The organism is Mesorhizobium sp. WSM4989, assembly GCF_029625795.1.
In the GTDB taxonomy this organism is placed as follows: Bacteria; Pseudomonadota; Alphaproteobacteria; order Rhizobiales; family Rhizobiaceae; genus Mesorhizobium.
On sequence record NZ_JARTVN010000002.1, the window covers coordinates 439351 to 453110 of the forward strand.

Genomic DNA, 13760 nt, shown 5'->3' on the forward strand with positions numbered 1-13760 from the left:
CATTGATGCTTGATGCAATTTCGTTTGATTTTTTCCAGATGGAGGCGGATAAGCCGGGCCATCCAAGATTTTACCGGGAGACCCACCTCATGGCCGCCGAGAAGAACGCCTTCGTCTGGAACGATCCCTTCCTGATCGAGGACCAGCTATCCGAAGACGAGCGGATGGTGCGCGACGGCGCAGCGGCGTTCGCCGCCGACAAGCTAGCGCCCCGCATCGAGGAAGCCTATGCCGATGAGAAAACCGATCCCTCGATCTTCCGCGAGATGGGCGAGGCGGGCCTGCTCGGCATTACCATTCCGGAGGAATATGGCGGGCTCGGCGCCAATTACGTCACCTACGGGCTGGTGGCGCGCGAAGTCGAACGCATCGATTCCGGCTATCGCTCGATGATGAGCGTGCAGTCGTCGCTGGTCATGTATCCGATCCATGCCTACGGCTCGGAAGAGCAGCGCAAGAAGTACCTGCCGAAGCTCGCCTCCGGCGAATGGATCGGCTGCTTCGGCCTCACCGAGCCGGATGCCGGCTCCGATCCGGGCGGCATGAAGACACGGGCCGAGAAGACGGCGAACGGCTACAGGCTTTCCGGCTCCAAGATGTGGATTTCCAACGCGCCGATCGCCGACGTCTTCGTCGTCTGGGCAAAGTCGGCCGCGCATGACAACCAGATCCGCGGCTTCGTGCTGGAAAAGGGCCTGAAGGGGCTGTCGGCGCCGAAGATCGGCGGCAAGCTTTCGCTGCGAGCCTCAATCACCGGCGAGGTAGTGATGGAAGGCGTCGAGGTCGGCGAGGAGGCGCTGCTGCCCAATGTCTCGGGCCTGAAGGGACCCTTCGGCTGTCTCAATCGCGCGCGCTACGGCATCTCGTGGGGCGCCATGGGCGCGGCCGAGGATTGCTGGCACCGCGCGCGGCAGTACGGCCTCGACCGCAAGCAGTTCGGCAAGCCGCTCGCCGGCACACAGCTCTTCCAGAAGAAGCTCGCCGACATGCAGACCGAGATCGCGCTCGGCCTGCAGGGTTCGCTGCGCGTCGGCCGGCTGATGGACGAAGGCAAGATGGCGCCGGAGATGATTTCGATCGTCAAGCGCAACAATTGCGGCAAGGCGCTCGACATCGCCCGCCAGGCTCGCGACATGCATGGCGGCAACGGCATCCAGATCGGCTATCACGTGATGCGTCATGCCCAGAACCTAGAGACGGTCAACACCTATGAGGGCACGCATGACGTGCATGCGCTGATACTGGGTAGGGCGCAGACGGGGCTTCAGGCGTTTTTCTAAGCTGGCAACGCTGCTTAAATTAGGTGCAGCGCAACATCTCTGCTTGGAGAATGCCCAGCACTTATGTCAGGGTTCGGCGATTGAAACGCCGTTCCCCGGGGCACCATGGCAATTCTGGCAGCCGTCCACCACCTGACCCATTACAAATACGACCGGCCGGTCGTTCTCGGCCCTCAGGTGATCAGGCTGCAGCCGGCGCCGCATTCGCGCACCAAGGTGCTCAGCCATTCGCTGAAGGTCGAGCCGAAGAACCATTTCGTCAACCTGCAGCAGGACCCGTACGGCAACTTCCTCGCCCGCTTCGTCTTCCCGGAGCCGGTGACGGAACTGAAGATCCAAGTCGATCTAGTCGCCGATATGACGGTCTATAATCCGTTCGATTTCTTCGTCGAGGAATCAGCCGAGAATTTCCCGTTCGAGTACCCGGAAGAGATCAGGCAAGACCTCGCTATATACCGCACGCCCGAGCCGGCCGGCCCGTTGCTGTCGGCCTTCCTGAAAACCATCGACCGCAGTCCGACAAACACGGTCAACTTCCTGGTCGGCCTCAACGCGCGGCTGCAGCGCGAAATCGCTTATATCGTGCGCATGGAGACCGGCGTCTATTCGCCGGAGGAGACGCTGGCCGCCGGCAAAGGCTCGTGCCGAGATTCGAGCTGGCTGCTGGTGCAGATCCTGCGCAACCTCGGCATCGCAGCGCGTTTTGTCTCCGGTTACCTGATCCAGTTGAAGCCGGACCTCGTCTCGTTGGACGGACCGCCTGGAACCTCGGTCGATTTCACCGACCTGCACGCCTGGTGCGAAGTCTATATTCCGGGCGCCGGCTGGATCGGCTTCGACCCGACTTCCGGTTTGCTCACCGGCGAAAGCCATGTGCCGCTGGCGGCGACGCCGCATTTCCGCAATGCCGCGCCGATCTCCGGCATGGCGAGCTTCGCCAATGTCGATTTCGACTTCGACATGCGCGTCGATCGCATCGCCGAGCATCCGCGCATCACCAAGCCGTTCTCGGATGAAAGCTGGGAGGCGCTCGACGCCTTGGGCAACAAGGTCGACGCGGTTTTGCGGGAACAGGATGTGCGGCTCACCATGGGCGGCGAGCCGACCTTCGTGTCGATCGATGATTTCGAGGCTGCCGAATGGAATACGGCGGCCGTCGGGCCGACCAAGCGCGACAAGGCGGATCAGCTGATCCGCCGGCTGCGCGAGCGCTTCGCGCCGGGCGGTTTCCTCCACTACGGGCAAGGCAAGTGGTATCCGGGCGAGAGCCTGCCGCGCTGGACCTTCTCGCTCTTTTGGCGCACCGATGGCGAGCCGGTCTGGCGCGACCCGTCTCTGATCGCGCGCGAAACGAGCACCGTCTCTGTCGGGCCTGAGCAGGCCGCAAGCTTGCTCACGGCGATCGCCGTCGAGCTCGGCATCGACAAGGCGATGGTCGGCGAGGCCTATGAGGATCCGGCCGAATGGCTGCTCAAGGAAGGCAAGCTGCCGGATAATGTCGACCCGTCCAACTCGAAGCTGGAGGATCCGGAAGAGCGCAGCCGCATGGCACGTGTGTTCGAGCGCGGCCTGACCAAGCCGTCAGGCTATGTGCTGCCGGTGCAGCGCTGGAACAGCCAGGCCGCCGGGCAGCGCTGGCGTTCGGAAAAGTGGAAGACGCGGCGCGGCCGGCTGTTCCTGGTGCCGGGCGATTCCCCGGTCGGTTATCGGCTGCCGCTCGGCGCGCTGCCTTACGTGCCGCCGGCGCAGTACCCCTATATCGTGCCGGTCGATCCGTCGCTGCCGCGCGCTACGCTGCCGGCGCGCGACGCTCTCTTGCCGGAACCTGCCCCAGCAGAACTTGAGGGCCCCGAAGAAATGGCGCGCCGCCAGCTGGCAGCGTCCTTCACCGCGACAACGGGCCAGCAGGACCGCGTCGAGCAGGAGATCACCGAGATCGGCGGTGCGGTGCGCACGGCGCTCACCGTCGAGCCTCGTGACGGGCGGCTCTGCGTGTTCATGCCGCCGGTCGAGGCGCTTGAGGACTATCTTGAGCTGGTGGCGGCGGCCGAGAACGCGGCCAAGGCGATCGGCCTGCCGGTGCATATCGAGGGTTATGGGCCGCCGCACGACCCGCGCCTCAACGTCATCCGCGTGGCGCCCGATCCCGGCGTCATCGAGGTAAACATCCACCCGGCCGCCGACTGGCGGGAATGCGTCGCGACGACCACGGCGATCTATGAGGAAGCCAGGCAGTCGCGGCTCGGCACCGACAAGTTCATGATCGACGGCCGTCACACCGGCACGGGCGGCGGCAATCATGTCGTTGTCGGCGGTGCGACGCCCAACGATAGTCCGTTCCTGCGCCGGCCGGACCTGTTGAAGAGCCTGGTGCTGCAATGGCAGCGGCACCCATCGCTCTCCTATCTGTTTTCCGGCCTGTTCATCGGCCCCACCAGCCAGGCGCCGCGCATCGACGACGCACGGCATGATTCCCTCTATGAACTCGAGATCGCGCTGGCCCAGGTGCCGCATCCCGACAAGGGCGAGGCGCCGTTGCCGTGGCTGGTCGACCGGCTGTTCCGCAATCTCTTGACCGACGTGACCGGCAACACGCACCGTTCGGAAATCTGCATCGACAAATTGTTCTCGCCGGACGGTCCGACAGGACGGCTCGGTTTGGTCGAGTTCCGCGGCTTCGAAATGCCACCCAATGCCCGGATGTCGCTCGCCCAGCAATTGCTGGTCCGCGCTATCATCGCGCGGGCTTGGAAGAACCCGCTCGACGGCCGCTTCGCGCGCTGGGGCACGTCGCTGCATGACCGTTTCATGCTGCCGCATTATGTCTGGGCGGATTTCCTCGACGTGCTGGAAGATCTGAAGCTCAACGGCTTCGACTTCCGCCCGGAATGGTTCGCAGCCCAACTCGAATTTCGCTTCCCGTTCTGCGGCCAGGTGCAGCATGGCGGCGTCAAGCTGGAGCTCAGGCAGGCGCTGGAGCCTTGGCATGTGATGGGCGAGCAAGGCGCGATCGGCGGCACGGTCCGCTTCGTCGATTCGTCCATCGAGCGGCTGCAGGTGAGGACGCAAGGCCTCAATCCGGAGCGTCACGCGGTCGTCTGCAACGGCCGCATCGTACCGATGAAGGCGACCGACAGCAGAGAGGTCGCGGTGGCAGGCGTGCGCTTCAAGGCCTGGCAGCCGGCCTCCGGCCTGCATCCGGCCCTTCCGGTCAACACGCCGTTGGTGTTCGACATCTACGACCGCTGGTCGGGCCGCTCGTTGGGAGGCTGCGTCTATCATGTCGCGCATCCGGGCGGCCGCAACTACGAGACCTTCCCGGTCAACGGCAACGAGGCGGAGGCGCGGCGGCTGGCCCGCTTCGAGCCGCGCGGCCATACGCCGGGTGCCTATGTGCTGCGTGAAGAACAAGGTTCTGAAGAGTTTCCCATGACCCTTGACCTCAGGCGACCGGCGAGATTCTGATCGAGCATGGCCAAGGGGAATCAGAAACGGGCGGGCGGCAGGCCGCGGGCGCAGAGCCTGTTGGAGCATTACCGGCCGATTGAAGGCGTCGTCGACGAGATGGTCGACGCGTCGGGCAATCCGCGCCCGGCCTGGCAGTCCTTCATCGGAGCGCTGGACGATCTGGGGGCTGAGGCGCTCGGACAGCGCTTTGCCCGCGCCGACCAATATCTGCGCGATGCCGGCGTCTACTACCGCGTCTACGACAAAGCCGGCGCCAACGAGCGCGAATGGCCGCTGGCGCATGTCCCGCTGCTGATCGACGAGAAGGAATGGGCCGAGATCAGCGCCGGCCTCGTCCAGCGCGCCGACCTGTTCGAGACGATGCTGGCCGACATTTACGGGCCGAACCGGCTGATCGAGAAGGGAATCCTGCCGGCGGGGCTGATTGCGGCGAGCCCGGAATATCTGCGCCCGGTGGTCGGCGTCCGTCCGGCCAGCGGCCATTTCCTGCACATGGTCGCCTTCGAGCTCGGCCGCGGCCCCGACGGCCGCTGGTGGGTTCTGGGCGACCGCACGCAAGCGCCGTCGGGCGCCGGCTTTGCGTTGGAGAATCGCGTTGCCACCATGCGCGCCTTGTCTGACATCTATGGCGAGCTGCATGTGCATCGCCTGGCCGGCTTCTTCCGCCGCTTCCGTGATGCGCTGAACGGCATGGCGAAGGATTCCGGCGGCCGCGTCGCCATCCTGACGCCCGGACCGCTCAACGAGACCTATTACGAGCACGCCTATATCGCGCGTTATCTCGGCATTATGCTGCTCGAAGGCGAGGACCTGACGGTGTCCGGCGGCCGGCTGATGGTGCGCACGGTTTCGGGCTTGATGCCGATCGGCGTTTTGTGGCGGCGGCTCGATGCCGCTTTCGCCGATCCGCTGGAGCTCAAACCGGACTCGCAGATCGGCACGCCGGGGCTGGTCGAGGCGATCCGGCGCGGCACCGTCTCGGCCGTCAACGGGCTCGGTTCCGGCTTGGCGGAAACGCGGGCGCTGCTTTCTTTCCTGCCGCGGATCGCGCGGGAATTGCATGGCGAGGAACTCAAGCTGCCGAACATTGCGACCTGGTGGTGCGGACAGCAGGCCGAACGCGACCATGTGCTGGCCAATATCGACCGCATGGTGGTCGGCCCGGCGCTGTCGACACGGCTTGCCTTCGAGGACGATGGCGCGACCAGGCTCGGTTCGGCGCTTTCGGCCGGCGGGCGGGCAGAGCTTATCGCGCGGATCGAAGCCGACGGGGTTGGCTTCGTCGGCCAGGAGGCGGTCACGCTCTCGACTACGCCGGTCTTTGCCGGCGGCCGCTTGGAGCCGCGGCCCGCCAGCCTGCGCGTCTACCTAGCGCGAACACACGAAGGCTGGACGGTGATGCCCGGCGGCTTTGCACGCGTCGGCTTCTCGCTCGACCCGACCGCGATGGCCATGCAGCGCGGCGGTCAGGCGGCGGATGTCTGGGTGGTCAGCGACAGGCCTGTCGAGCGGGAGACGCTGCTGCCGCAGGAGACCGACGGCTTCACCCGCACCATGCCCGGCAGCCTGCCGAGCCGCGCCGCGGAAAACCTGACCTGGCTCGGCCGCTATATCGAGCGCTCGGAAGACACGGTGCGGGTGCTGCGCGCTTATCACGTCAGGCTGGCGGAGACATCCGATCCCGAGATGCCGCTGCTCGCCGACATCAGAGACTATCTCGAACCGTTCGGCATCGAGGTCGAAACCGCGATCCCGCTTGGATTGATCGGCACATTGGACAGCGCCGTCTACAGCGCCGGCCAGATCCGCGACCGCTTCTCGCCGGATGGCTGGCTGGCGCTGAAGGATCTGTCGAAAACCATCCACAAATTCGCGGAGACGGTCGCTCCGGGCGACGACGCGACGCGGGCGATGACCGTGATGCTGCGAAAGCTTGCGGGCTTCTCGGGGCTGCTGCACGAGAACATGTACCGCTTCACCGGTTGGCGCTTCCTGGAGATCGGCCGCCGACTGGAACGTGGCATCCAGATCGGGCGCACGCTAGCCAGGCTGACAAAGGCAGACGCGCCCGACGGCGCACTCGACATGATGCTGGAGATCGGCGACAGCGTCATGACCCACCGCCGGCAATATCCGGTTCAGTCAGGCCGGCGCACGGTTATAGACCTCTTGGCGCTCGATCCGCTCAACCCGCGCTCGATCCTGTTCCAGCTCGAGCGGCTCAAGGCCGAGATCGGCATGCTGCCTTCCGTCGGCGGCGAGGGACATATGTCGCCCGCGGCGAAAGAAATCCTGCAGCTCAACACGGCGCTCGCCGTGATGGAGCCTCAGGACATGACCGCGAAGGTGCTCGACGATCTCGCCATTCAGATCGGCGATCTCTACAACAGTCTCGCCAAGGCCTATTTCGGATAAATGCTCTACGACATCAGGCTCCATCTTCATTACGGCTATGCGGCCGCAGCCGGCGGCGGCAGGCACCAGGTGCGCGTGCTGCCCCAGACGATCACTGGCGTGCAGCGGGTTATCGCCGCCTCGCTGTTGTTCCAGCCGAATCCGGCCGAGCGGGCGGATTTTTCCGATTTCTTCGGCAACAACGTCACTGCGATCGCCGTTCGCGACGCGCATGAGGAGCTCCACGTCAGGATGAGCGCTCGTGTGTCGGTGTCGCGGCCGGAAGCCGGCCTCGACGTCTCTCCCGACATTCACGGCTTGAGGGGGGAACTCGACGCGGTGCGTTCGCTGTCCGCCGAGGCGCCGCATCACTTCCTCGCCGCCAGCAACCACGCCGGCATCGATCCGGTAATCACGGCCTATGCGCGGGAAAGTCTCGCCGGTTCGGCGATCGCCACGGCGGTCGATCTCTGCAATCGGATCCACCGCGATTTCACCTATGACGGCAAGGCAACCACCGTGCAGACGCGCGCCAGCGATGCCTTTGCGCTTCAGCGTGGGGTTTGCCAGGATTTCTCGCACATCATGATCGCCGGGCTGCGCGGGCTTGGCATCCCCGCCGGTTATGTCAGCGGCTTCCTGCGCACGATCCCTCCCAAGGGTAAGCCGAGGCTCGAAGGCGCCGACGCCATGCATGCCTGGGTCAAGGCCTGGTGCGGGCGCGATGCCGGCTGGCAGGAATTCGATCCGACCAACGGCATGCGGGCGAGCAACGACCATATCACGGTGGGATACGGCCGCGACTATTCCGATGTGGCGCCGATTGTCGGCGTCCTGAAAACCACCGGCGACCAGATCGGCGAGCAGGCGGTCGACGTCATCCCGGTCGCTGCCTGAAGGCGTACGATCGGTGATGCGGCTGCTTCTCAAATCGCGATCCCGCCGCTATCTTGCCGCCGGACCGTGGACCGGCCTGCCGGGCACTTGCGCGGAGTTCAATTGTTGACATCGGTCAGCATCATCATTCCAGCACACAACGCGTCGGCAACCGTTGCAGACACGTTGGCAACCTTGCGCTCGGAAGCCGAGATCATCGGCGAAGTGATACTGGTCGACGATTCCTCGACGGACAACACGGCGGCCGTGGCCGCGGACGCAGCCTCGCGGCTGGCGCTGCCGTTCCGGATCATCCGGTCCAATTGTCGAGACGCGGGCGGCTCCCGCAATCTTGCGCTGGCCGAGGCGCGCTTCCCCTGGATTTACATGATCGACGCCGACGATCTGCATATCGAGGGTGGGTTGCGGACGCTGCTGTCCAAGACCAGGACCAAGGCAGGCGCCGACATGGTGGTCGGCGCCTACCGCCGGCGGACCGATGGCCGGGACCGACAGTTCAAAACGCCGGCCGGCTACATGACTGCCGGGCTCGCCAATGCCTCCGCCTATGTGGAAGGCAGGATACGGTCGATTGCCGTCGGCAGCGCGCTGGTGTCGCGGCATACGGTCGGCGACACGCGCTTCCCGACCGGTCTTGCCTACGACGAGGACACATTGTTCTGGGCGCGGGTTATGAGCAAGGCATCGCTCGCGGTCGTGAGGCAACCGATCATGGTCTACTTCGTATCGTCGGACCGTTCGGATGACCGCTTCGCGATAAAGCCTGCGCGACGCTTCCTCGAATGGCGCCTAGCGTTGCGCGAACTCGCCGACTGCGGCATTGCGAAATCGTCGTTGAAAGCGAGGGAAGGGCTTGTGGCGCTCAAGATCGCCCGCGTACACTACGCTCGCGGCGATCTCGAAACGGCGGCAAAATTCCTGGCGGTTGCCGAAGCGGCGCCCAAGGTTTCCACCGACATCTGGCGCTGCATGCGCTACCGGCTCAAAATCGCGGCGCGGCGCCGGTTCCCGGCCCATCGCGTCCAACTGCAAAGTGCCTGATGGCCGACGGGCCGGAACTTGCAGTCGTGGTGATAGGTTTTCGGGCTCCGACCGATCTGGTCGCGGCGGTCAGGTCGGTGCTCGGCCAGAACATCCCGCTCGAGGTGGTGGTCGTGAATTCCGGCGGCGGGAATGCCCAGGCGCTTCTGGCCAATGCCGGACTCGACGTGCCAGTCATCGAGTGCGAAGAAAGGCTCTTTGCCGGGGCCGCGAGAAATCGCGGCATAGCGGCGACGAAAGCTCCTTTCATCGCCTTTCTCGCGGATGATTGCCTGGCATGCCCGCGATGGGCAGAGGTCCGGCTGCGCCATCACCGGGAAGGCGTCGCGGCCGTGGCAAGCGCCATCGCCAACAGTCATCCGCGCAATCTGGTCGCGTGCGCGGCCCATCTCGTTACCTATATGCGGCGCCTGCCAGGTCTTCCCGCTCATAAGGCACTTCGCTACGGCGTTTCTTTCGACCGAAAATTGTTCGATCGGTATGGCCTGTTCGACGAACAAATGGCGACGGGAGAAGACACGGAATTCCTGGAAAGGCTGCCGAAGGCGGTCGTGCCGCTATGGGAGCCGGCGGTGCTTACCGTCCATCGCAACGAGACACGGCTGATCCGAGTGATTGTCGACCAGTATCTGCGCGGATACCGATATGGGACCTACCTCAAATCCGTTGGACACCGAAAGCCATTGCGGATTTTCAAAGGGGTGTTTCGGGACCGGCGCAATGTCGGCAAGTTCGCAAAAGAAGGCCTGGCCGAAGAGGATAGATGTTTCGCGATGTTATCGCTGCCGATCGTATGGGCGGCATTGTTCGCAAAATCGCTGGGGGCAGCCGTCGGCGTAACGCATGGCGATAGGACAGGCACGCGGCCATGATCACCATTGAGATGAAGCAGCCGCGCCGGCGGCGCGGTCGATGGCTTTGGTCGCGGCAAAGGATCGTCGCCATTTTCAGCTATCGCTACGATGCGCATCTGGTGCCAGACCTCCTCGCCAATCTCGACGCAATCGTCGATGGCTGGATCGCCTATGACGATCGCTCGGCGGATGCGGTCTTCAGCAATGAACCGCAGAGGCGGCGCGCGCTTATTGCCGCGGCCTATGAGGCGGGTGCCGATTGGCTTCTGGCAATCGATCCGGACGAAAGGCTGGAAGATGCCGTGGCAAGCCGGATAGGCCAACTGACCAGCGGGTCCAGGCGCAATGCCTGGGGATTTCGCCTAAGGGAGATGTATACGCCGGCAAGCTATCGCATCGACGGCGTCTGGGGCCAAAAGATGCAGCACAGGCTTTTCCCCGCCTATCACCCGGATCTGAGCCGGTCGCAAGGGCTGCATGAGGCCTGGTTCCCCGAAGATCTGCGCTTCGAGCTTCGGGACAGCGGCCTTAACCTTTATCATTTGAAGATGATCGAGCCGAAACGGCGCGTGGCACGTCGCGACCTCTACAATCATCTCGATCCGGAGCAACGTTTGCAGCAGATCGGCTACGACTATCTGACGGACGAGTCGGGAGCGGTTCTGGAAGCGATACCGGCCGGGCGAGACTACTTTCCCACCCATGTCGACGACGGCAGGCTTTGGATGGCTGAGGTGTCCGCCGACCGGCGGAGCTGAAGGACGCCCTCTGGGGACGGCGGGAACCAGCCGCTGTCGCGCGGCTTATCTACGGACCAGTTCCGTGGAGTTACCATGCTGCAACGAGCACAATCGTCCTTCGGCCGCCTGGCGGGTGGTCTGGAAATACAAGGGAACGGCGCGCAGAGTTCCGCCGAGCGCGCCGCGCTCAGCTATGTCAGCGATGCCGATCCGGGCATCCGGCGCCTGAGAAAAGGCAAGGGATTTTCCTATGTCGGCCCGAACGGGAGTGCGGTCACCGCGGCCACCCTTGACCGTATCAAGGCGATCGTCATTCCGCCCGCGTGGACGGATGTATGGATCTCGCCCGACCCGAACGGCCATATCCAGGCGACCGGCCGGGATCAGCGCGGACGCAAGCAGTACCGCTATCATCCGCAGTGGACCGAGGAACGGGACGGCGTCAAATACTCCAGCCTCGTTGCTTTCGCGCAAAGCCTGCCCTCCTTGAGGCGCCAGGTCGATGCCGACCTGCGCCGTCATGGACTTCCGCTGGAGCGCGTTGTCGCCTCTGTCGTCTGGCTGCTCGACAACACCATGATCCGTGTCGGCAATGCCGCCTATGCCCGCGACAACAAGAGTTTCGGCCTGACCACGCTGCGCGACCGCCATGTCGAAATCACCGGTTCCAGCCTGCGCTTCTCCTTCACGGGCAAGTCCGGCAAGGAATGGAAGCTGAAGCTCGTCGACCAACGCATCGCCAAAATCGTGCGCGGCGCGCAGGACCTGCCTGGCCAGAAGCTGTTTCAGTATCTTGATGACGAGGGAACACGCCGGCCGCTGCGGTCGGAGGACGTCAATCGCTATATTCGCGAGGCATCTGGCCCGGAGTTCAGCTCCAAGCATTTTCGCACCTGGGGCGGCACCATCCATGCGGCATCCCTGTTCGCGCAGGCGGAGTTGCCCGAGAGCATGACCCAGAAAAACCGCGTGATGAACAGTATCGTCGACAAGGTCGCCGAACGACTCGGCAATACGCGAGCCGTCTGCCGCCGGTGCTATATCCATCCGCTCGTCTTCGAGGCGTGGGCCGAAGGGAAGCTGCTCGGCGAAATGGCCGAAGCCAACAAACGAAAGCGCCTTATACCGGGCCTCGACGAGGAGGAGACGCTGGTGCTGAGATGGCTGCAGGCGCGCGAAGCCTGACCACCAGGAGGATAGCGTAAACCCTCGATAGCCCTACAACTTTTTTGTCGACCTTGTGTCGGGAAGGGTCCTACTGTTGCGTCCTTTGATACGGAAAGGACGCGCCATGCTTTATGCCATCCTCTGCTATGCCTCCGAAGACGTCGTCTGCTCCTGGAGCAAGGAACAGGACGAGGAGGTCATGGCAAAGCTCCTCAACGTACAGGACAAATACGCCAGGGCAGGCCGGCTGGGGCCGGTGGCGCGCCTGCTGCCGACCACAGCCGCGACGACGCTTCGCAAGGTCAAGGGCGAATCGGTGGTGCTCGACGGCCCGTTCGCCGAGACCAAGGAGCAGTTCCTCGGCTTCTACACGCTCGAATGCAATCACCTGGACGAAGCCGTCGAGTTCGCTCGCGAACTCTCCGAGGTCAATCCGAGCGGTGGTTCCTACGAGATCAGGCCGATCTCGGTCTTCAATCCGACAAAGGTTCCCGCATGACCGAGCTTGCCTGGATCAGCAACGCGATCAGCACCGCCCGTCCGCAGGCGATGGGCGCGCTGCTGCGCTATTTCCGCGACCTCGACGCCGCGGAAGAAGCTTTCCAGGATGCATGCCTGAGGGCGCTGAAGAACTGGCCGAAAAACGGGCCGCCGCGCGATCCGGCGGCCTGGCTGATCTTCGTCGGCCGCAACAGCGGCATCGACGCGGTGCGCAAGCGCGCCAAGCAGGCGCCGATGCCGGAAGAGGACCAGATCTCCGATCTCGAGGATGCCGAAGGCGATATGGCCGAGCGGCTGGACGGCGCGCATTATCGCGACGATATCCTGCGGCTCCTGTTCATCTGCTGCCATCCGGACCTGCCGGCGACGCAGCAGATCGCGGTCGCGCTGCGCATCGTCTCCGGCCTGACCGTCAAGCAGATCGCGCGCGCCTTTCTCGTCGGCGAGAGCGCCATGGAGCAGCGCATCACCCGGGCCAAGGCGCGCATCGCCGATGCCGGCGTGCCGTTCGAGACGCCAGGCGCGGTCGAGCGTTCCGAGCGCTTGGCGGCGGTCGCGGCCATGATCTATCTGATCTTCAACGAGGGCTATTCGACCAATGGCGGCGAGGCGCCGGCCCGCGCGCCGCTTTGCGAGGAGGCGATCCGGCTCGCCCGGCTGCTGCTCAGGCTGTTTCAGCAGGAACCGGAGATCATGGGGCTGACGGCGCTGCTGCTTCTCCAGCATGCACGCGCGCCGGCGCGCTTCGACGCGCATGGCGAGATCGTGCTGCTCGAGGATCAGGACCGGTCGCTCTGGAGCCGCAAGATGATCGACGAGGGCCTGGCGCTGGTCGACAAGGCGCTGCGTCATCGCAAGCCTGGCCCATACCAGGTGCAAGCGGCGATCGCGGCATTGCATGCGCGGGCGGCAACACCCGAGGATACGGACTGGACCGAGATCGACCTGCTCTACGGCTTGCTCGAGCAGATGCAGCCGTCGCCGGTAGTGACGCTGAACCGCGCGGTTGCGGTGAGCAAGGTGCGCGGCCCCGAAGCGGCGCTGGCGATGATCGAGCCGCTAGAGGATCGGCTGGCAGGCTATTTCCACTTCTTCGGCCTGAAGGGCGGCCTGCTGATGCAGCTCGGCCGTGGCGAGGAGGCGCGCGTGGCCTTCGACCGCGCGATCGCTTTAGCCAACACCGCCGCCGAAGCCGCTCATATCCGCATGCATATCGACCGGCTGATCAAGGAAAGCACCGAGAAGTCGCAGGCCAAGAAGGCGCGCTGATCCCATTTTCACTGCTGGCCCAATTTTGCGCGCCGGGGGTTGGACCATCCCGGGGTGGCGGTTTTTCCCTGAAACGAGTAATGCCACGCCATGAAAGCGCCGTCGTGCCTCAGGGCGGCGACAAGACGTGGCGCAAGGCTTCGACGCTC

The 13760-nt window shown here is 64.4% G+C and carries 10 protein-coding genes; all 10 read left to right on the forward strand.

All coding sequences use genetic code 11. The features are described from left to right. The first annotated feature begins 89 nt into the window (after nucleotides 1-89). Nucleotides 90-1280, forward strand: a complete 1191-nt coding sequence (locus P9217_RS14865; protein WP_067002729.1) for an acyl-CoA dehydrogenase — start codon at nucleotides 90-92, stop codon at nucleotides 1278-1280. Nucleotides 1281-1385: 105 nt separating this feature from the next. Further along, on the forward strand, nucleotides 1386-4745 hold the full coding sequence (locus P9217_RS14870) for a transglutaminase family protein (protein WP_278087149.1): 3360 nt from the start codon (nucleotides 1386-1388) through the stop codon (nucleotides 4743-4745). Between the two features lie 6 nt (nucleotides 4746-4751). Further along, a complete protein-coding gene (locus P9217_RS14875; RefSeq protein WP_278087150.1) occupies nucleotides 4752-7163 on the forward strand; it encodes a circularly permuted type 2 ATP-grasp protein in 2412 nt (803 codons plus the stop codon). After that, nucleotides 7164-8039, forward strand: coding sequence for a transglutaminase family protein (locus tag P9217_RS14880; protein ID WP_278087151.1), 876 nt, complete (start codon nucleotides 7164-7166; stop codon nucleotides 8037-8039). It abuts the gene before it with no gap. A gap of 105 nt (nucleotides 8040-8144) precedes the next feature. Beyond that, nucleotides 8145-9080 (forward strand): glycosyltransferase family A protein, encoded by a 936-nt coding sequence (locus P9217_RS14885; protein ID WP_278087152.1) that lies wholly within the window; start codon nucleotides 8145-8147, stop codon nucleotides 9078-9080. Next, a complete protein-coding gene (locus P9217_RS30425) occupies nucleotides 9080-9952 on the forward strand; it encodes a glycosyltransferase (protein WP_095800420.1) in 873 nt (290 codons plus the stop codon). The genes P9217_RS14885 and P9217_RS30425 overlap by 1 nt, the downstream gene beginning before the upstream one ends. Then, nucleotides 9949-10692: a hypothetical protein gene (locus P9217_RS14900; RefSeq protein WP_095800419.1), complete on the forward strand. Its 744-nt coding sequence runs from the start codon at nucleotides 9949-9951 to the stop codon at nucleotides 10690-10692. Before P9217_RS30425 ends, P9217_RS14900 begins: the two co-directional genes overlap by 4 nt. 75 nt (nucleotides 10693-10767) lie before the next feature. Then, nucleotides 10768-11859 carry a DNA topoisomerase IB gene (locus P9217_RS14905; RefSeq protein ID WP_067326145.1) on the forward strand — a complete coding sequence of 364 codons (1092 nt, stop codon included), beginning with the start codon at nucleotides 10768-10770 and terminating at the stop codon, nucleotides 11857-11859. Between the two features lie 106 nt (nucleotides 11860-11965). Beyond that, nucleotides 11966-12340 (forward strand): YciI family protein, encoded by a 375-nt coding sequence (locus P9217_RS14910; RefSeq protein ID WP_067002334.1) that lies wholly within the window; start codon nucleotides 11966-11968, stop codon nucleotides 12338-12340. After that, entirely contained in the window at nucleotides 12337-13611 is a 1275-nt protein-coding gene (locus P9217_RS14915; RefSeq protein ID WP_095800418.1) for an RNA polymerase sigma factor, read from the forward strand. The genes P9217_RS14910 and P9217_RS14915 overlap by 4 nt, the downstream gene beginning before the upstream one ends. Nucleotides 13612-13760: the final 149 nt, after the last annotated feature.

Excerpts from the sequence above, each read along its gene's own strand:
- P9217_RS14865 (WP_067002729.1), top strand. The coding sequence starts at position 90 with ATGGCCGCCGAGAAGAACGCCTTCGTCTGGAACGATCCCTTCCTGATC.
- P9217_RS14870 (WP_278087149.1), top strand. The coding sequence starts at position 1,386 with ATGGCAATTCTGGCAGCCGTCCACCACCTGACCCATTACAAATACGAC.
- P9217_RS14875 (WP_278087150.1), top strand. The coding sequence starts at position 4,752 with ATGGCCAAGGGGAATCAGAAACGGGCGGGCGGCAGGCCGCGGGCGCAG.
- P9217_RS14880 (WP_278087151.1), top strand. The coding sequence starts at position 7,164 with ATGCTCTACGACATCAGGCTCCATCTTCATTACGGCTATGCGGCCGCA.
- P9217_RS30425 (WP_095800420.1), top strand. The coding sequence starts at position 9,080 with ATGGCCGACGGGCCGGAACTTGCAGTCGTGGTGATAGGTTTTCGGGCT.
- P9217_RS14900 (WP_095800419.1), top strand. The coding sequence starts at position 9,949 with ATGATCACCATTGAGATGAAGCAGCCGCGCCGGCGGCGCGGTCGATGG.
- P9217_RS14905 (WP_067326145.1), top strand. The coding sequence starts at position 10,768 with ATGCTGCAACGAGCACAATCGTCCTTCGGCCGCCTGGCGGGTGGTCTG.
- P9217_RS14910 (WP_067002334.1), top strand. The coding sequence starts at position 11,966 with ATGCTTTATGCCATCCTCTGCTATGCCTCCGAAGACGTCGTCTGCTCC.
- P9217_RS14915 (WP_095800418.1), top strand. The coding sequence starts at position 12,337 with ATGACCGAGCTTGCCTGGATCAGCAACGCGATCAGCACCGCCCGTCCG.